17 protein-coding genes are annotated in these 17,153 nt (G+C 71.1%); 6 read left to right on the top strand and 11 right to left on the bottom strand.

The genetic code is table 11. The annotated features are described in order from the left end of the window. Positions 1-39: 39 nt before the first annotated feature. Genes ACQP2Y_RS07945 through hrcA form a run of 3 tightly spaced genes read right to left on the bottom strand, consistent with a single transcriptional unit; the run spans position 40 to position 3,017 of the window. The gene (locus tag ACQP2Y_RS07945; protein ID WP_360818312.1) at positions 40-774 is read right to left on the bottom strand and encodes a 16S rRNA (uracil(1498)-N(3))-methyltransferase; all 735 of its coding nucleotides are present in this window, start codon (positions 772-774) and stop codon (positions 40-42) included. Between the two features lie 31 nt (positions 775-805). Further along, positions 806-1,951, bottom strand: a complete 1,146-nt coding sequence (gene dnaJ, locus ACQP2Y_RS07940) for a molecular chaperone DnaJ (protein ID WP_433725935.1) — start codon at positions 1,949-1,951, stop codon at positions 806-808. Positions 1,952-1,994: 43 nt separating this feature from the next. Then, positions 1,995-3,017: a heat-inducible transcriptional repressor HrcA gene (gene hrcA, locus ACQP2Y_RS07935; protein ID WP_360818315.1), complete on the bottom strand. Its 1,023-nt coding sequence runs from the start codon at positions 3,015-3,017 to the stop codon at positions 1,995-1,997. 179 nt (positions 3,018-3,196) lie between these two features. Between hrcA and ACQP2Y_RS07930 the strand changes: the two genes are divergently transcribed. Next, on the top strand, positions 3,197-3,943 hold the full coding sequence (locus ACQP2Y_RS07930) for a DUF4870 domain-containing protein (protein ID WP_433725933.1): 747 nt from the start codon (positions 3,197-3,199) through the stop codon (positions 3,941-3,943). 40 nt (positions 3,944-3,983) lie between these two features. Here the strand turns inward: ACQP2Y_RS07930 and hemW are convergent, their stop codons facing one another. Then, complete coding sequence (gene hemW, locus ACQP2Y_RS07925; RefSeq protein WP_433725931.1) at positions 3,984-5,195, bottom strand: radical SAM family heme chaperone HemW; 1,212 nt, start codon at positions 5,193-5,195, stop codon at positions 3,984-3,986. Between the two features lie 36 nt (positions 5,196-5,231). Here hemW and ACQP2Y_RS07920 point away from each other — a divergent pair, with 36 nt between their 5' ends. From ACQP2Y_RS07920 to ACQP2Y_RS07910, 3 genes are all read left to right on the top strand, one after another. Then, positions 5,232-6,020 carry an enoyl-CoA hydratase-related protein gene (locus ACQP2Y_RS07920; protein WP_433725929.1) on the top strand — a complete coding sequence of 263 codons (789 nt, stop codon included), beginning with the start codon at positions 5,232-5,234 and terminating at the stop codon, positions 6,018-6,020. A 25-nt stretch (positions 6,021-6,045) separates the two neighbouring features. Further along, positions 6,046-6,906 (top strand): hypothetical protein, encoded by an 861-nt coding sequence (locus ACQP2Y_RS07915; protein WP_433725927.1) that lies wholly within the window; start codon positions 6,046-6,048, stop codon positions 6,904-6,906. 124 nt (positions 6,907-7,030) lie between these two features. Further along, complete coding sequence (locus ACQP2Y_RS07910; RefSeq protein WP_433725925.1) at positions 7,031-8,683, top strand: PAS domain S-box protein; 1,653 nt, start codon at positions 7,031-7,033, stop codon at positions 8,681-8,683. Here the strand turns inward: ACQP2Y_RS07910 and ACQP2Y_RS07905 are convergent. The 5 genes from ACQP2Y_RS07905 to ACQP2Y_RS07885 all read right to left on the bottom strand — a co-directional run bounded on the left by ACQP2Y_RS07905 (position 8,677) and on the right by ACQP2Y_RS07885 (position 13,901). Then, positions 8,677-9,336, bottom strand: coding sequence for an HAD family hydrolase (locus ACQP2Y_RS07905; protein ID WP_433725923.1), 660 nt, complete (start codon positions 9,334-9,336; stop codon positions 8,677-8,679). The two genes, ACQP2Y_RS07910 and ACQP2Y_RS07905, sit on opposite strands and share 7 nt — an antisense overlap. Before the next feature lie 714 nt (positions 9,337-10,050). Continuing rightward, complete coding sequence (locus ACQP2Y_RS07900) at positions 10,051-10,326, bottom strand: GlsB/YeaQ/YmgE family stress response membrane protein (RefSeq protein ID WP_433725921.1); 276 nt, start codon at positions 10,324-10,326, stop codon at positions 10,051-10,053. Positions 10,327-10,408: 82 nt separating this feature from the next. Further along, the gene (gene lepA, locus ACQP2Y_RS07895) at positions 10,409-12,286 is read right to left on the bottom strand and encodes a translation elongation factor 4 (RefSeq protein ID WP_433725919.1); all 1,878 of its coding nucleotides are present in this window, start codon (positions 12,284-12,286) and stop codon (positions 10,409-10,411) included. 84 nt (positions 12,287-12,370) lie between these two features. Then, the gene (locus tag ACQP2Y_RS07890) at positions 12,371-13,285 is read right to left on the bottom strand and encodes an MOSC domain-containing protein (RefSeq protein WP_433725917.1); all 915 of its coding nucleotides are present in this window, start codon (positions 13,283-13,285) and stop codon (positions 12,371-12,373) included. Between the two features lie 82 nt (positions 13,286-13,367). Further along, the gene (locus tag ACQP2Y_RS07885) at positions 13,368-13,901 is read right to left on the bottom strand and encodes a DUF4240 domain-containing protein (protein WP_433725915.1); all 534 of its coding nucleotides are present in this window, start codon (positions 13,899-13,901) and stop codon (positions 13,368-13,370) included. Positions 13,902-13,953: 52 nt separating this feature from the next. Here ACQP2Y_RS07885 and ACQP2Y_RS07880 point away from each other — a divergent pair, with 52 nt between their 5' ends. After that, a complete protein-coding gene (locus tag ACQP2Y_RS07880; protein WP_433725913.1) occupies positions 13,954-14,928 on the top strand; it encodes a phosphotransferase family protein in 975 nt (324 codons plus the stop codon). Positions 14,929-15,073: 145 nt separating this feature from the next. Further along, the gene (rpsT, locus tag ACQP2Y_RS07875; RefSeq protein ID WP_433725911.1) at positions 15,074-15,340 is read left to right on the top strand and encodes a 30S ribosomal protein S20; all 267 of its coding nucleotides are present in this window, start codon (positions 15,074-15,076) and stop codon (positions 15,338-15,340) included. Between the two features lie 119 nt (positions 15,341-15,459). Here the strand turns inward: rpsT and ACQP2Y_RS07870 are convergent, their stop codons facing one another. Continuing rightward, the gene (locus ACQP2Y_RS07870) at positions 15,460-16,032 is read right to left on the bottom strand and encodes a hypothetical protein (RefSeq protein ID WP_433725909.1); all 573 of its coding nucleotides are present in this window, start codon (positions 16,030-16,032) and stop codon (positions 15,460-15,462) included. Beyond that, positions 16,029-17,012, bottom strand: coding sequence for a DNA polymerase III subunit delta (gene holA / locus ACQP2Y_RS07865; protein ID WP_433731823.1), 984 nt, complete (start codon positions 17,010-17,012; stop codon positions 16,029-16,031). The genes ACQP2Y_RS07870 and holA overlap by 4 nt, the downstream gene beginning before the upstream one ends. Positions 17,013-17,153: the final 141 nt, after the last annotated feature.

Here is a 17,153-nt window from a genome sequence, read left to right as displayed (position 1 = left end):
GCCGCGCCGCGGCGATCCACCGGCCGACCTCATCGGCCGTCACCAGCGCTCCAGGCGGGCGGACAGCACGGCGAGGGCGGCCATCCCGGCCGTGGAGGTGCGCAGCACGGACTCCCCGAGCCGCACCGGCTGCGCGCCGGCCGCGACGAACGAGCCCAGCTCCTGATCGCTGATCCCGCCCTCGGGCCCGACGACCAGTACGATCTCGCCGGCATCGGGCAGCTTCGCCTGGCTGAGCCGGTCGGTGGCCTCCTCGTGCAGCACGAACGCCGCAGCGGCCGCGGACAGCAGCCCGGAGACCTTCTTGGTGGAGACATCAGGGCTGCCCGAGACCACCGGAAGCCACGGACGCCGGGCCTGCTTGGCGGCCTCCCGCGCGGTGCTGACCCACTTCTCCCGGGCCTTGACCCCGCGGTCGCCGCGCCACTGGGCGACCGACCGGGAGGCGGCCCACGGCACGATTTCGTCGACGCCGATCTCGGTCATGGCCTGCACCGCCAGCTCACCGCGGTCGCCCTTGGCGATGCCCTGCACCACCACCAGGCGTGGATCGGGCGCGGCGACAAAATCCCGGCCGGTGACCTCGACGTCGATGCTGCCCCGGCCGACCCCGGTCACCTCGGCGGCAGCAGTCCCGCCCCGCCCGTCCCCGAGCAGCAGCACCTCACCGACCCGGAGCCGCTGCACGGTGGCGGCATGATGCCCCTCCGCACCGGCGAGCGTGAACCGCTTACCGCCGGGCAGGTCGTCAACGAGGAAAAGAGGCGCAGACACCCGCTCACGCTAGCCGAACGCCGCCGGTCCCTCAGTGCCCGTTGAAGGCGTCCCGCATCCGGGAGAAGAATCCGCCCTGCTTGCTCAGCTCGGCGATGTCCTCACCGCGGGTCTTGGCGAAGTCGCGCAGCATCCGCTCCTGGTCGGCGGTCAGCTTGGTCGGCGTCTTGACGTCCAGGTGCACGAACAGGTCACCGCGGCCCTGCCCGCGCAGGTGCGGCACGCCCTTACCCCGGATCCGCAGCGTCGAGGCCGGCTGGGTGCCCGGCTTGACTTCGATGTTCTCCTCGCTGTCCAGTGTCTTGATGGTCAGCCGAGTGCCGAGCGCGGCGGCCGTCATCGGCAGCGTCACGCGGCAGTGCAGGTCGTCGCCCTTGCGGGAGTAGACGTCGTGGGGGCGTTCGTGGATCTCCACGTACAGGTCGCCGGCCGTGCCGCCGCCCGGGCCGACCTCGCCCTGCTGGGCCAGGCGGATGCGCATGCCGTCCTCGACGCCGGCCGGGATCTTCACGGTCAGCGAGCGGCGGGTGCGGATCCGGCCGTCGCCGGCGCAGGTCGGGCAGGGCTGCGGGATGACCGTGCCGTGGCCCTGGCAGACCTGGCACGGGCGGGACGAGACGACCTGGCCCAGGAACGTGCGCTGCACCGACTGGACCTCACCGCGGCCACCACAGGTCTCACAGGTGGCCAGGTGGGTGCCGGGTGCGGTGCCCGCGCCGGAGCACTGGGTGCACAGGACCGCGGTGTCGACCGTGATCGGCGCCTCGACGCCGAAGGCCGTCTCGACCAGGTCGAGCTCCAGGCGCAGGATCGCGTCGGCGCCGGGCCGGGTGCGCGGCCGAGGTCCTCGGGAGCCACCACCGGCGGCCGTGCCGAAGAACGCATCCATGATGTCCTGGAAACCGACGAACGGGCCCGCCCCGCCGGGGCCACCCGGTCCGCCCGCGCCGCCGCCGCCCGGGGCCAGCGGGTCGCCACCGAGGTCGACGATCTGCCGCTTCTGGTCGTCCGAGAGCACCTCGTACGCCGCGTTGATGTCCTTGAACTTCTCGTGCGCCTCGGGGTCGGGATTGACGTCCGGGTGGTATTGACGGGCCAGCTTGCGGTAAGCGCGCTTGATCTCGTCGTCGGTGGCTTCCCGGCTGATCCCGAGAATTCCGTAATAGTCCTTGGCCACAGGGGTTCGAGTCCTCATGTCTGCCCAGCGCTGAGCGGTTCCGTCAGTTTTGTGCCAGCAAATCGCCAACGTAGCGTGCCACGGCTCGTACCGTGGCGATGGTGCCGGGGTAATCCATCCGGGTCGGCCCCAGCACGCCGAGCCCACCAACGATCGTCGTGCCCGGGCCGTAACCCGTGCTGACCACCGAGGCTGCCCGCAGGTTGTCGATCTCGTTCTCGTCGCCGATGCGGACCCGGGTGGTGCTCGGCTCCACCTCACCGATGAGCTTGAGGAGGATGACCTCCTCCTCCAGCGCCTCCAGGACCGGCCGCAGCGAGCCCTGGAAGTCCAGCACGCCGCCGCGGGTGAGGTTGGCCGTGCCCGCCAGAGCGAGGCGTTCCTCACTGCGCTCCACCAGTGTCTCCAGCAGCACCGAGGCGACGCAGGCCATCGTGGTGCGCTTCTCCGGGGCGCACTCGTCGACCAGCGTCTGCACCAGCGGCGGGGTGTCGGCCAGCTTCTGCCCGGTGAGCTTGGCGTTGATCACGCGGCGCATGTCGAGCACGTCGTCGCCGGGCGTCGGCCCGGGCAGCTCCACCAGGCGCTGCTCGACCCGGCCGGTGTCGGCGATCATCACCAGCATGATCCGGGTGGTGGAGATCGGCACCAGCTCCAGATGGCGCACCGCGGAACGGGCCAGGCTGGGATACTGCACGACGGCGACCTGGCGGGTGAGCTGCGCGAGCAGGCGCACCGTGCGGTGCACCACGTCATCGAGGTCGACCGCGCCGACCAGGAAACGCTCGATGGCCCGGCGCTCGGCCGGGCTCAGCGCCTTGACCCGGGAGAGCCGGTCGACGAAGAGCCGGTAACCGGCGTCGGTGGGCACCCGACCGGCACTGGTGTGCGGCTGCCGGATGTAGCCCTCTTCCTCTAGCACGGCCATGTCGTTGCGGACCGTGGCCGGTGAGACGCCCAGCTGGTGCCGCTCGACCAGGGCCTTGCTGCCCACCGGCTCCTGGGTGGCGACGTAGTCCTCGACGATGGCGCGGAGTACTTCGAGCTTGCGGTCGTCGAGACTCATGTCGTACCCCTCCACCTCTCAGCTGGCACTCCGCGAAGTCGAGTGCCAGTCTACGTCGCCCGCGCCCGCCGCGCGATGATCAGCCGTCAGGGCCCGGGCCACTTAGCCGACTGTCTATTCTCCGACGTCACCCGGGTGTTGCTCTCGCCACGTTCGACGTGCGGTCCTACCGTGTGCGCATGACTGAACCGCCGCGTCCGCCCGGTGAGGGCAATCCCTCGGATCCCACCGCGCCGCTCAACCCATATCCGGGTAACGATCCGACTCCCGGATCGGCCCCGCCGCCGCCCCCGGCGTACGGCTCCCCGCAGCCGCCGAGCTACGGCACCCCGCCGCAGCAGCCGCCGACCTACGGCACCCCGCCGCCCACCTCGGGTGCCGGCGGTTACGGCCCGCCGCCCAGCTCGGGTGCGGGTGGCTACGGCCCGCCGCCGAGCTCCGGCGCGGGTGGCTACGGCCCGCCGCCCGGCTCCGGTGCCGGTGGCTACGGCCCGCCGCCCGGCTCCGGTGCCGGCGGTTACGGCCCGCCGCCCGGCGCCTACGGCCAGCAGCCCGGTGGTTACCCGCCGGGTGGCTACGCGCCGGGCAACGACGACAAGACCTGGATCCTGGTCGCCCACTTCGGGGGCGCGGCCGGCGCGTTCCTCGGTGGCGGCTGCTCCGGCTGGATCGCGCCGCTGGTGGCGCTGCTGGCCAAGGGCAACCAGTCCCCGGTCGTACGGGCCGAGGCGGTCAAGGCGCTGAACTTCCAGATCCTCTGGTCGATCATCGCCATCGTCGGCTGGGTGCTGACCTGCATCGTGATCGGCTTCTTCGTCGGTATCGCGGCCTGGGCGATCGCCACGATCTTCGGCATCGTCGCCGGCGTGAAGGCGAACAACAACGAGCCGTATAACTACCCGATGACGGTCTCGCTCATCAAGTAGCGCTTCGATGGCGCCGGGCCCCGGCCCGGCGCCATCGGCGTCACGGCAGCAGGTCGCGGATCACGGCGTCGGCCAGCAGCCGGCCGCGCAGGGTGAGGACCACCCGGCCGGCCTCGTACGCCGCCGGGTCCAGCAGGCTGTCGGCCAGGGCCCCGGCCGCGCCGGTCAGCCCGGCCGCGTCCAGCGCGGTCAGCGGCAGGCCGTCGCGCAGCCGTACGCGCAACATCACGTCCTCGACGTGGCGGTCCGCATCGGTCAGGATCTCCCGGCCCTGCCCGGGCGACAGACCGGCCTCCACCCGCTTCGCGTACGCGGCCGGGTGCTTGACGTTCCACCAGCGCACCCCGCCGACGTGGCTGTGCGCGCCCGGCCCGAGCCCCCACCAGTCCCCGCCGGTCCAGTACAAGAGGTTGTGCCGGCAGCGGGCGTCCGGCGTCGTCGCCCAGTTCGAGACCTCGTACCAGGAGAAACCCGCCCCGCCCAGCGCCGCCTCGGCGGCCAGGTAGCGGTCCGCGGCCACGTCGTCCTCCGGGTACGGCAGCTCGCCGCGGCGCATCCGGGCCGCCATCCGCGTCCCGTCCTCCACGATCAGCGAGTACGCGCTGACGTGGTCCACCCCCGCGTCGAGCACCGCGGCCAGCGAACGGGCGAAGTCGTCGGGCGTCTCCCCCGGCGTCCCGTAGATCAGATCGAGGTTGACGTGGTCGAAGCCGGCCTCCCGGGCCTCGATCGCGGCCTGCGGCGCCCGTCCGGCGGTGTGCCGGCGCTCCAGGATGCGCAGCACGGCCGGGGCCGCGGACTGCATGCCCAGCGAGATCCGGGTGTAGCCGGCCTTGCGCAGGGCCTGCAGCGACTGCGGGGTGACCGACTCGGGGTTGGCCTCGGTGGTGATCTCCGCGTCGGCGGCCAGCCCCCAGGTGCGGTCGATGCCCTCGAGGATCCGGCCCAGGTCACCCGGGTCGAGCAGGGTCGGCGTGCCGCCGCCCACGAAGACGGTGTCGACGCGCGCGCCGGTGACCGAGGCGGCCAGCTTCAGCTCGGCCAGGACCGCGTCGGCGTAACCCTCCCGGCTGGCACCCCCGCCCAGCTCGCTGGCCGTGTACGTGTTGAAGTCGCAGTACCCGCACCGGCTGGCGCAGAACGGGACGTGGACATAGACCCCGAAACCGCGTCCGCCGACGTCGCGCAGGGCACTGTCGGGCAGCGAGCCGTCACTCGGTACGGGCTCGCCCTCGGGCGCGGGACCAGGCATCCGTCAAGTGTGCACGTACACCGTTAGGGTTCCGGCATGGAGTTGGTCCGTACCGTCACCGCAGCCGGGGTGACCACCGTGACGCTGGACAGCCCGGCGAACCGTAATGCGCTGTCCTCGCAGCTCATGAGCGAGCTGCTGGCGGCGCTCGGCGCCGCGCTCACCGACCCGGCGGTCCGGGCGGTGGTGATCTCGCACACCGGCCCGGTCTTCTGCTCGGGAGCCGACCTGAAGGAGACCGCCGAGGCCCGGGAGTCCGGCCGGATCCCGGCCGAGCTGCTGGCCGACGTGCTCGCCGCGATCTGGGAGTTCCCGAAGCCGGTGCTGGCCCGGATCGCCGGTCCGGCCCGCGCGGGCGGGCTGGGCCTGATCGCCGCGGCCGACATCGCGGTCTGCGCCCGTACGGCGACGTTCGCGTTCTCCGAGGTACGCCTCGGCGTGATCCCGGCCGTGATCAGTGCCACCGTGCTCCCCCGGCTGGCTCCTCGGGCCGCTGCCGAGCTCTATCTCACCGGCGATGTCTTCGATGGGGCGCGCGCGGCGGAGATCGGGCTGGTCACAGCGGCTGTCGAGGCGGACGGGCTGGACGCGGCTGTCACCGCGTACACGGAGTCTTTGGTCCGGGGTGGCCCGCTGGCCCTGGCCGGCACCAAGCAGTTGCTGCGCCGCCGGCCGGCCGAGACCGTGCGCGCCGACCTGGCCGAACTGTCGGAGCGCTCGGCCGGCTACTTCCGGTCGGCCGAGGGCCGCGAAGGTGTCGCGGCCTTCCGCGAGAAGCGCCCGGCCTCCTGGGTGCCGGCGACGCAGGAGACGGGCACTCGTTGATTACTCTTGTCCCCCGACGGAGGGAGTGTGCGTGCGGAGAAAGCCAGTAGTCGTGGTCGTTCTGCTCGCGCTCCTCGGCGCTCTCGGCGTGGTCGTGGCCGTCAACTCCGTCGGCGGCAAGATCAAGCTGCCGCAGCTCGGCCCGGAGTGCATCGTGCGCGCCGACGGCGAGGTCGCCCTCGACCTCGTGCAGATGGCCAACGCCGCCACGATCACCGCCGTCGGCCTGCGGCGCAAGATGCCCGAGCAGGCCGTGGTCATCGCGCTGGCGACCGCGTTCCAGGAGTCCAAGCTGGAAAATCTGGACACCGGCGACCGCGACTCGGTCGGGCTGTTCCAGCAGCGCCCCAGCCAGGGCTGGGGCACGCCGGAGAAGATCCAGGACCCGAGGTACGCGGCGGGCAAGTTCTACTCGGCCCTCAAGAAGGTCAAGGGCTGGCAGAAGATGCGGGTCACCGACGCGGCCCAGAAGGTGCAGCGGTCGGCCTACCCGAACGCGTACGAGAAGTGGGCCGACGAGTCCACCGTGCTCGCCAAGGCCCTGACCGGCCGGGCCACCGGCGCGGTCGAGTGCACGGTGAGCGGCGAGCCCGCCCTGCGCGGGGCCACCGCGGCGGCCGCGCTGGCCGAGGGCATGCGCCTCGACTGGGGCAAGGGCCTCAACACCATCGAGGCGACCCAGAGCGGTGGCCTGACCGTCGCGGTCAAGGACGTCAACGCCGGCTGGCGGTACGCCCACTGGCTCGTTGCGCACGCCAGCAGCACGGGCGTGGAGCGGGTCCGCTTCGCCGACCGGGAGTGGAACGCACCCGACGGTAAGTGGCAGCCCGTAACCGGCGGCAAGGGCGCCGGCAACGACACCGTGATCGCCGAGGTCTTCAGCTAGGCGATCAGCCTTCATATTCACGTTTATTCATGCCCGGACGAGTCACGATCACGATGTTGCCTGGTCATAGCGCTGCGTATACATCGACGTGGACAGACAGCGACCGGACTGGTACTAGTTAGTCGTGCTCCAAGCCATCGAGTGGATCCATCTGGGAGCCGTCGGCGTCGCCGCGATCATCTTCGGGATATGCCGGCACAAGCCCGCCCGGATCGGGCCCTGGCTGCTGCTGACGGCGTCCGTCGTCGCGGTGGCCATCGGCGACATCCTGCACGCCCTGCACAAGTACGCTGCCGCCGACATCGCCTACCTGGCGATGTTCGCCCTGGTGGCGCTGTCGCTGCTGCAGCTGACCCGGGCCGGCGCGATCCTGATGGACCGGGCCCGGGTGATCGACCTGGTCGCCTTCGCCTGCGCGGTGCTGCTGGTGATCTGGGTCTTCCTGATCGGTGGCAGCAGCTGGCTGGGCGGGATAGCGCCGGAGGACATGCTCGGCGCCCTGCTGCTGGTCGGCATCTGCGCCCGGCTGGCCGTGGCGGTCTGGTTCAACTGGTCGGCGGTGCTGCTGGGCGTCGGAGCGCTGGGCTGCCTGGGCAGCGACATCGCGTACTCGCTGGCGCCGAGCCACTGGTCCGAGGCCGGCTACATGCTCCTCTACCTGGCCTGGGGCGGCGCGGCGCTGCACCCGTCGATGGTCCAGCTGACGACTCCTCTGCCGATGCGGCCGAAGCCATGGCAGGGCCGCTGGGCGACCCTGCTGGGCCTGTCGGTGGCCACGCCGCCGCTGGTGCTGCTCATCGAGGCGCTGCAGGGCGAGGTCCGCGACGGTGTGGTGATCGCGGTGGCGGGCGCGCTGACGGTGGTGCTGGCCTTCACCAGGCTGGCCGACTCCGTGACGCAGAACAGCCAGGCCCTGACCCGCGAACGCGTACTGCGCGAGGCCAGCGCGGCGCTGGTCGCGGCGGCCGACGACGCCGCGGTCGACGAGGCGGTCCGCACGGCGGTGACCCAGCTGCTGCCCCCGCACGACGTGCAACGCATCGTCTTCGCCACCGACGACCGCCAGCTCACCCTCCAGGCCCTGCCGGCGGCGGCGACGAGCCCCCGCCCGCGCAGCTGGTGGCTGGACGACGAGAAGAAACCCGGAACGGACCCGGCCGACGGGACACTGGTCTGTCCGCTGTGGCTGGAACCGCTGGCAGTGGCCCGCCCGAGCGGCGGTGCGCTGGTGCTGGCGGGCCGCAAGGACATGCTGACGGTGAGCCGCGACGCCCTGGAGGTCCTGGCCGGCCAGGCGGCGCTGGCCCTGGACCGGATCTCCCTGGTGGAGGCGGTGGGCCGCCGCGACAGCGACCTCTACCTGCGGGCGGTGATCCGCAACACCGCGGACATCATGCTGGTGATCGACGAGGACCAGCAGATCCGGTACGCGAGCCCGGCGCTGCACGAACTGATCGGCGAGAAGGAACTCCCCCCGTTCGCGAAGCTGCCGGATCTGGTCCACCCGGACGACCGGGGCCAGATCCGCCGAGCCCTCCGCGACGAGGGCGACGGGGTGGTCTACTGCGCCCTGCAACGGGCGGACGAGACCCAGGTGATGGTGGAGGCGACGTACCGCGATCTGCGCGAGGACCGCCTGGTCCAGGGCTACGTGGTGACGATGCGCAAGGTCACGAAGCCGCAGGACCCGGTGGAGCAGGTGCCACATCTGGAGAACGTGGACGAACTCCCGGCCTGGGTGAACCGCCGCAGCGCGCAACACAAGTTCCGCTACTGAACAAGCTCGCTCAGTAAGGCGATCCACCGCGTGGCGGGCGGCTCTGCCTGGTCGGGGTCGCGAACCATCGTGACGCCCTGATAGCCGAGCCGGACGGCCGCGGCGACAAGCTCAGGATCGTCATCAACAAAGAGACAATCGGCCGGCGAAAGCCCGAGCGCGTCACTGCCGGCGCGGTACATCCGCGGATCGGGCTTGCGGCACCCGAGAACGGCCGAGATGACCAGGGTGACGAAGAAGTCCCGCAGCTCGAGCCGGCCAAAAAGGTCATCGAGATCCGGCCAGGCATCCGAGACGACAGCCATCGGCACCCCGTCGGCGTGGAGTCGGGCAAGCACGTCCCTGACCTCGGGGTAGGGCTCGACCGGCAGGCCGGCGGCGGGCTGGTCAAGCTCGGCGAGCGGCTCGGGGGTGGGGGCGGCGATGCCGAGGGCTTGGAGGATGGCCCGGTGGTAGTCGGTCCTGTCTGCGGTGCCGGAGGTGCTGTCGAGCAGCGCCTGGCCGGCTGCGAAGGCTGCCGGTAGGGCTGAGTCCGGGATGCCGGGGACGTGGCGGGCCAGGACCTGCTCGAAGTCGTACCGGGGATTCCAGCGGCCGCCGACGGGTCCGATGAGTACGCCGCCGGCGTCGAGCAGAAGCCCCCGAACAGCCATCGGCCCAAGCTAGCGGCCGGGTCGCGGACTGCGCAGCCCGCAATCCAGCGAAGCCCGGTCCTCAAGGCGAAGTCTCAGGTGGAGCTTGGGCTTGGCGCGGAAGCCCGGGGCCGAGAATGAAGCCCGAGGTGGAGGGCAAGCCAGCCGGACGATCAAGCCCGCCTGGCAGGGCAAGCCCGACCGGAAGGCCGGGGCCGGCAGCAAGGCCCGGGGCCGCCTAGCTGCGCGAAGCGCGGTGCAAGGCAGGGGTCAGCCGCAAGGCCGGGGCGGCTGCAAGGCCGGGGCGGCTGCAAGGCCGGGGGCGGCTGCAAGGCCGGGGGCGGCTGGATGGTGAATCTAGGTGGAGGCGACCTCGACTCGGGAACGAGTCCGAGGTTGAGGCGAAGCCGAGCCGAAGGCGAAGCCCGAGTGCGCGCGAAGCGCGCGGAGGGTGACCAAGCACGGACATGGCAGGGAGCGAAGCGACCGGTCTCGGCGTGAGCGACGCTCAGCACCACGCACGGACCTACGACCGGAACTTGCCCTTGATCTTGCGCCTTGTGATCTGCATCGCTCTGGCCTGCACCGCGCCCGCTCGGTCCCGCTCCAGCTCGCTGGTGGCTCAGCGTCGCGAGACTTCCCCGGCTTGCGACAGGAGACGGAAATGCAGGAACGCCGGACCTCGCGGTCCGGCGTTCCTGTGTAGCTTTCGGTTCAGCCTCAGCTGATCCGGGTTCAGCGGGTGACGCCGCGGCGGCCGAGGATGCCGACGACCAGCGCCACACCAACGGCGGCCAGCAGGACCTGGAACAGCAGCTCGATCCAGTCGATGCCGCCGGTGTTGTCCACGCCGAAGGCGCGGGCGATGACCGTGCCCAGCAGGGCGGCCACAACACCGATGACCATGGTCAGCCAGATCGGGATGTTCTGCTTGCCGGGTACGACCAGGCGGCCGAGGGCGCCGATGATCAGGCCGACGATGAGCGCGGTGATGATGCCGGTGACGGTCATTGAAGGTCTCCTTGGGGGGTAGAACAGTTGTTGCGTTCGTCTGAACCCCAGAGTTCCCGACCGGCCGGAAAACCAAACCGCCCTATTTTTTGTTTGTTTTGCTGTCGACCGAGTCCGAGGTCGACAGCGCGGCGATGAAGGCCTCCTGGGGGACCTCGACGCGGCCGACCATCTTCATCCGCTTCTTGCCTTCCTTCTGCTTCTCGAGCAGCTTGCGCTTGCGGCTGATGTCGCCGCCGTAGCACTTGGCGAGCACGTCCTTGCGGATGGCGCGGATGGTCTCGCGGGCGATGATGCGGCTGCCGATGGCGGCCTGGATCGGCACCTCGAACTGCTGCCGCGGGATGAGTTTCTGCAGCTTGGCCGCGATCGTGACGCCGTAGTTGTATGCCTTGTCCTTGTGCACGATCGCGCTGAACGCGTCCACCGGCTCGCCGTGCAGCAGGATGTCGACCTTGACCAGCTCCGCCGCCTGCTCGCCCGAGGGCTCGTAGTCCAGCGACGCGTAGCCCTTGGTCTTGGACTTCAGCTGGTCGAAGAAGTCGAAGATGATCTCGCCCAGCGGCAGGGTGTAGCGCAGCTCGACCCGTTCGGTGGACAGGTACTCCATGCCGAGCAGCTGGCCGCGGCGGCTCTGGCACAGCTCCATGACGGCGCCGACGTATTCGTTGGGGACCAGGACGGTTGCCCGGACCACCGGTTCGTGGATCTCGGCGATCTTGCCGTCCGGGAACTCGCTCGGGTTCGTGACGACGAACTCGGCGGCGTCCTCGGTGAAGACGCGGTAGACCACGTTCGGCGCGGTGGAGATCAGGTCGAGGTTGAACTCGCGTTCGAGCCGCTCGCCGATGATCTCCAGGTGCAGCAGGCCGAGGAAGCCGCACCGGAAGCCGAACCCGAGCGCGGTGCTCGTCTCCGGCTCGTAGGTCAGTGAGGCGTCGTTGAGCTGCAGCTTGTCGAGGGCGTCACGCAGCGCCGGGTAGTCCGAGCCGTCGATCGGGTACAGGCCGGAGTAGACCATCGGCTTCGGGTCGGAGTAGCCGCCCAGCGGCTCGGTGGCCGGCCGCTGGTTGTTGGTGACGGTGTCGCCGACGCGGGACTGACGGACGTCCTTCACACCGGTGATCATGTAGCCGACCTCGCCCACGCCGAGCGCGCCGGCCTTCTCCATCTCGGGCGAGACGACGCCGATCTCCAGCAGCTCGTGCACGGTGCCGGTGGACATCATCTTGATCTTGTCGCGGGCCTCGATACGCCCGTCGATGACCCGGACGTAGGTCACGACGCCGCGATAGACGTCGTAGACAGAGTCGAAGATCATCGCGCGGGCCGGGGCGTCGTGGTTGCCGACCGGCGGCTGGAACTGGCGGACGACCTCGTCGAGCAGGTGCGCGACGCCGACCCCGGTCTTGCCGGAGACCCGCAGCACGTCGTCGGGCTCACAGCCGATGAGCTTGGCCAGCTCCTCGGCGTACTTCTCCGGCTGCGCGGCCGGCAGGTCGATCTTGTTGAGCACCGGGATGATGTGCAGGTCGTTCTCCATCGCCAGGTACAGGTTGGCGAGGGTCTGCGCCTCGATGCCCTGCGCGGCGTCGACCAGCAGGACCGCGCCCTCACAGGCGGCGAGGCTGCGGGAGACCTCATAGGTGAAGTCGACGTGGCCCGGCGTGTCGATCATGTTGAGCACGGCGGTGTCGCCGGTGCGGTCACCCTCGCGGACGATCCACGGCATGCGCACGGCCTGGCTCTTGATCGTGATGCCACGCTCGCGCTCGATGTCCATCCGGTCGAGATACTGAGCGCGCATCTGCCGCGGGTCGACCACGCCGGTGATCTGCAGCATCCGGTCGGCCAGGGTCGACTTCCCGTGGTCGATGTGCGCGATGATGCAGAAGTTGCGGATCCGACCAGGATCGGTCGCTCCGATGATGTTCACGCCGGGGTCGAGCGGTCCAGGCACGATCGTCCGTTCTCTTCAAGCGGGCTGGCTGCCGATGAACGCACCGGCAACGTCTATCGTCCCACGCCGCGCGGCAAGCCCCGATCACACCCGGTCCAGCGGCCGGTGCGGCCCCGGCGGAAGCTCGACGTGGATCTCGGCGCCGGGCCGGACCGGGCCGCCCCGCAGGACCACGGCCATGACGCCCGCCCGCCGGCTGACCGAGCCGTCGGGCTCCCGCCCGAGTACGCGTTTGAGCAGGCCGGGACGGTAGTTGTTGATCTGCTGGCAGGGATTGCGCAGTCCGGTGACGACGATCGCCGGACGGGGGTCGGGGGTGCCGTCGGCTTCGGTGTGCTCGTGGTCGTGGTCGGCCGGATCGCGCTCGGTGACCGGCCCGGCGGTCTGCTCGGCGGTCTGCTCGGCGGTCTGCTCGGCGGTCTGCTCGGCCTGGATGCGGGCGGCGAGAGCGGCTACGGCCTCGGCGCTGGGAGCGTCGAGGGTGGCGCGCCCAGCGACAGCCACAACCGCGGCGGCACCGTCCGGCGGACCAGCGAGGTCGGTCTCCATGGCCGGTGAGCGTTCCGCGGCGGGCGCCGGCGCGTGAGCGACGTCGACAGCCGAGGAGCGTTCCGCGCCCGGCGCGGGGGCCGGGCCGAAGCGCAGCACAGTGCCCACCGGGAGCGCGAGCAGGTCGATGCCGGTCGTGGTGACGTTCTCCCCCAGGCCACCGGCCGGGACGTCGTAGCCGGCCTGATTCACCTCGTCGTGCAGCTCGGCGCGGATCAGATGCACCTGGCGAAGGTTGGGCTGGTCCGGGTCCACGGCGACCCGGCTGCGGTGCCGGACCGTCAGCCCGGCATGCACATCACCGGCCACACCCAGCCCGGCGATCAGCACGATCTCGTCGCGGACCGGCTTGCTGAACGAGTAAACGTCGTTGCAGCTCACCGACACGACCGCGCCGCGCATCGACCGTTGCTCCCCCACCGGGGCCGTCTCCTGCTGATGAACGTCCATGCGCCTGATTCTGCCCAAACCAGACCACCCGTTCGACGTCGTTTCCCGCCCCCTGGGCAGTCCGGCGGATCAGTCCGGCGAATCAGTCCGGCGGCTCGAGGAACAGGGCGGACAACCGGGGCAGCCGCTTCTGCATCTCCTCCTCGTTGTCGAAGTCCCACAGCATCGCCGGATCCGGCCGGGTCCTGGGCGTCTCGCTCGGCGGCAGATCGTCCGCGGTGGCCTCCCGGTAGGCCGCCTCGGCGATGCCCAGCACCTCCTCGGCCTCGAACACCGCTCCCGTCGAAGCCGCCGCCTGCACCGCCGGCAGATCGGCCAGCGAATCCGGCTCGCGCACCGCCCGGGCGACGACATCCCGCCCGTTCGCGATCAGCCAGCCGCGGAAGTTGTCGAAGCCGTCCTCGGAGCACCCACCGTTGATCAGGTAGGCCGCCGCCCAGAGGTCTTCCTTGCCCGAGGCGTTCATCACCTTGTCGAGGTGGCGGCCCCACGCCACGATCTCGGCCGGGTCGCGCCCCACCAGCTCGGCGGTGGCCCGCTTGGCCACCTCGTCGGGCGAGCCCGGCCGGTCGGCGGTAGCCCGGTCGATGACCGCCCAGAAGTCGTCCGTTCTCATGGGCACAGCCTGCCAGCCGGGTACGACAAAAACGGGGAGGCAGGATGGGGGCATGCGCGCCGTCACATTGCCCGAGGTCGCTTACGGCGCTACCGCCGTACGTCCGGATTGGGGGGATCTGCCGGCGGCCTTGCGGGAAGCGATCAGCTTGCGGCTCGGCTCGCCGGTCGTGGCCGCGGCCGCGGCGGGCGGTGGTTTCACCAGGGCTTTCGCGGCCGTGCTGACGACGGCGGCCGGGGACCGGGTCTTCGTCAAGGCCGCGCCGGTGACGGAGCCGATCGCCGACTGGTACGCCCGTGAGGCGGCCGTCACAGCCGCGCTACCGGCCGAGGTACCGGCCGCGCGGCCGCGGTGGACGCTCGTGGCCGAGGGGCACTTCGTGCTGTGCCTGGAGGCGATCGCGGGGCACGTGCCGGAGCTGCCATGGGCGCCCGGTGACCTGAGCGCGGCGCTGGCGGCCTGGCAGGCGTCGGCGGTGGCGTTGAGTCAGCCCGGCCCTGAGCTGCTCGCCCTGGGCCTGCCACGGCTCGGCGACATCGTGCGTGACGAGTTGTCATGGTGGTCCGAGATCGCGGCGGGGCGGGCGCCGCTGCCGCCCGCGCCGGACTGGGTGCCGGGCCGGCTGAACGAGCTGGCCGCGCTGGAGCGCGGGCTGCCGGAGCTGGCCGCGGGGTCCGGCATGCTGCACGGCGACCTGCGGGTGGACAACGTTCTGCTGGACGCGTACGGCGCAGCTTGGCTCTGCGACTGGACCTGGCCCTGCCTCGGCGCACCGTGGTTCGACACGGTGACGTTGCTGGTCACGGCGTACGCGAGCGCCCTCGACGTGGATGCCGCCCTGGAGCCGTGGCAGCCGCCGGCGAACGGTGTCGACGGCGCCCTGGCCGCGCTCGGCGGATACTGGCTGACCAGCGCGGCCCGCGGTCCCAGCAGCGCCTCGCCGCACAGCCGGCAGCACCAGCGGTTCAGCGGCGAGCAGGCCCTCGCCTGGCTGGCCGAGCGCCGCGGCTGGGTGCCACCGAAGTGAGCCGTGAGCAGGCCGGGGAGCCGAGCGATTTGGGCGGCGCGAAGTGGGCCTGATACATTAGTTCGTCGCGTGTGGTGACGTTGCTGTTTGCTGCGTCGCCACCGTCCGAGTACATCATCCGAACTAGTCAGGACAAGGCTGTCGCGTGGCGAACATCAAGTCCCAGATCAAGCGCAACCGGCAGAACGAGAAGGCCAGGCTGCGCAACAAGTCGGTCAAGTCGTCGCTGAAGACCGTGATCCGCAAGCTGAACGAGGCGAGCGCGTCCGGCAACGCCGAGACGGCTACCGCGCTGCTGCGTGACGCCTCGCGTCAGCTCGACAAGGCTGCGAGCAAGGGCGTCATTCACAAGAACCAGGCGGCGAACCGCAAGTCGGCCATCGCCAAGCGGATCGCCTCGCTGTCTGCCTGACCGCAGGCTGGTTTCAGCGTCACACACCTCTGGGCACCGCCGAACCTCCGGGTTCAGCGGTGCCTGAGTTGTTTCCCCGGTCAGGTGACACAGTCAGGCAGTGGGAGGGGCGCGCCCGCCTACTCGTAGCGGCGGGCTGCCGACTGTCGTGCACGCTGCTGGCTGTCGTCGAGGTCCTCGGTCCACTGCCGGGTCACCGGCGGACCGTTCAGCGCGCTCGCGTCCATGGCGGCCGGGGTCCAGCGATCTTCGTCGGGCGGCCCGGAAGCCAGGTCTGTGGTGCTTCGCCGAACGACGGCCGGGCGCAGCGCAGGTGACCCGCCCTCCGGCGCAGCCGCGCTGACCTGCGCAATTACGGCGGGCGACAGACGAACCGTCGCCGCTCCCGGTGAGGCAGCGGAAGCGCGAACCCCGGCAACCGGCGGCCGGGTGGTCGCGGGACGGATCAACGCGCCGGCAACCACGTCGTTGAGCTTGACCATGGCCGCCACGGTCAGCGGCAGCGCCAGCACGCCCCACCAGCTGACCAGCTCGGCGAGCGCCAGCAGGATGCCCAGCGCGACGGCGCCCTCCAGGAACACGAAGCAGAGAAAGCCACCGGGCGCGAGATATTGCAGACCCAGCATGCGGGCGTAGAGCGGCTGCTGGCGGGCCTCGTCACGGGACAGCCCGGCCCGGCGTGACCGGGTCATCGCGAGCCGCCGGAGTTACGGGCAGCGGCGACGGCGAAGACAGCGCGCTCCAGTGCGTACCCCCGGTCCTCGGCACCGCCCTTGACCGCCGCGTTGCAATCGGCCGCCGCGCGCATCGCGTCGACCAGGCCCTCCGGCGTCCAGCCGCGGCTGCGCTCCTGGGCCTTCTGGATCTTCCACGCGGGCATGCCGAGCGAGCTGGCCATCTGGTACGGGTTGCCGCGGCCGGCCGAAGCGACCCGGGCCACCGTGCGCACACCGTCGGCGATCGCGTCGGCGATCGGCACCGGGTCGACACCCACGTGCAGGGCCCAGCGCAGCGCCTCGAGCGCACCCGGGACGTCACCGACCATGGCGGCGTCGGCCACCGCGAAGCCACTGACCTCGGCGCGTCCCTTGTAGTAGCGCGAGACGACGGCCGCGCTGATCTTGCCATCGGTGTCGGCGAGCAGTTGCGAGCAGGCGGCGGCGATCTCCCGCAGGTCGGTGCCGACCGCCGCCAGCAGCGCGGACGCGGCGGCCTCGTCGCACCGGCCACCGTTGCGCCGGAACTCGTCACGCACGAACGCGATCCGCTCGCGCTCCCCCTTGAGCTTGGCGACGGCGACGACGGTCGCGCCGGCGGCCCGCAGCCCGTCGGCGAACGCCTTGCCCTTGGCGCCACCCACGTGGGAGACGATCAGCGAGACGTCGGGGTCCGGATTCTTGGCGTAGGCCAGCAGCGCGGCGACGAGGTCTTTGCGCGCGTCCTGCCCGCTGCGGACGACCAGGACACGGCGCCCGCCGAACAGCGACGGGCTGAGCATCTCGGCGACCTCACCGGCGCTGAGCGCACCGGCCTCGTATTCGCGGACGTCCGCGCCGGGCTCATCGGCCCGCGCGGCGGCGACCGCGGCGGCGATCGCCCGGGCAGCGAGCAACTCCTCGTCGCCTTGGACGAGCAGCAACGGTGCCGGGGACGCGGTGTTCACGTCGGAAATCTTCGCACGAAGGTCTGACGCTTCCGCACGACTCACTCCTGCGCGCAGCCCGCTGACCGAGGAACGCGAAACCAGACATATCGGTGATCCGCCATGCGGCCGCCGCCGTAATGGTTCTCGATCAGGCTGAATGTCTGGCTC

Origin of the sequence: Actinoplanes sp. CA-051413 (assembly GCF_050955795.1) — a bacterium.
Classification (GTDB): domain Bacteria; phylum Actinomycetota; class Actinomycetes; order Mycobacteriales; family Micromonosporaceae; genus Actinoplanes.
This window is presented reverse-complemented; position numbering and strand designations above follow the sequence as displayed.

Coding starts and splice junctions, on each gene's coding strand:
- hemW (WP_433725931.1), bottom strand. CDS start 5,195: ATGCCTGGTCCCGCGCCCGAGGGCGAGCCCGTACCGAGTGACGGCTCG.
- ACQP2Y_RS07900 (WP_433725921.1), bottom strand. CDS start 10,326: ATGACCGTCACCGGCATCATCACCGCGCTCATCGTCGGCCTGATCATC.
- hrcA (WP_360818315.1), bottom strand. CDS start 3,017: ATGAGTCTCGACGACCGCAAGCTCGAAGTACTCCGCGCCATCGTCGAG.
- ACQP2Y_RS07920 (WP_433725929.1), top strand. CDS start 5,232: ATGGAGTTGGTCCGTACCGTCACCGCAGCCGGGGTGACCACCGTGACG.
- ACQP2Y_RS07890 (WP_433725917.1), bottom strand. CDS start 13,285: ATGGACGTTCATCAGCAGGAGACGGCCCCGGTGGGGGAGCAACGGTCG.
- ACQP2Y_RS07870 (WP_433725909.1), bottom strand. CDS start 16,032: ATGACCCGGTCACGCCGGGCCGGGCTGTCCCGTGACGAGGCCCGCCAG.
- ACQP2Y_RS07930 (WP_433725933.1), top strand. CDS start 3,197: ATGACTGAACCGCCGCGTCCGCCCGGTGAGGGCAATCCCTCGGATCCC.
- ACQP2Y_RS07905 (WP_433725923.1), bottom strand. CDS start 9,336: ATGGCTGTTCGGGGGCTTCTGCTCGACGCCGGCGGCGTACTCATCGGA.
- ACQP2Y_RS07885 (WP_433725915.1), bottom strand. CDS start 13,901: ATGAGAACGGACGACTTCTGGGCGGTCATCGACCGGGCTACCGCCGAC.
- ACQP2Y_RS07880 (WP_433725913.1), top strand. CDS start 13,954: ATGCGCGCCGTCACATTGCCCGAGGTCGCTTACGGCGCTACCGCCGTA.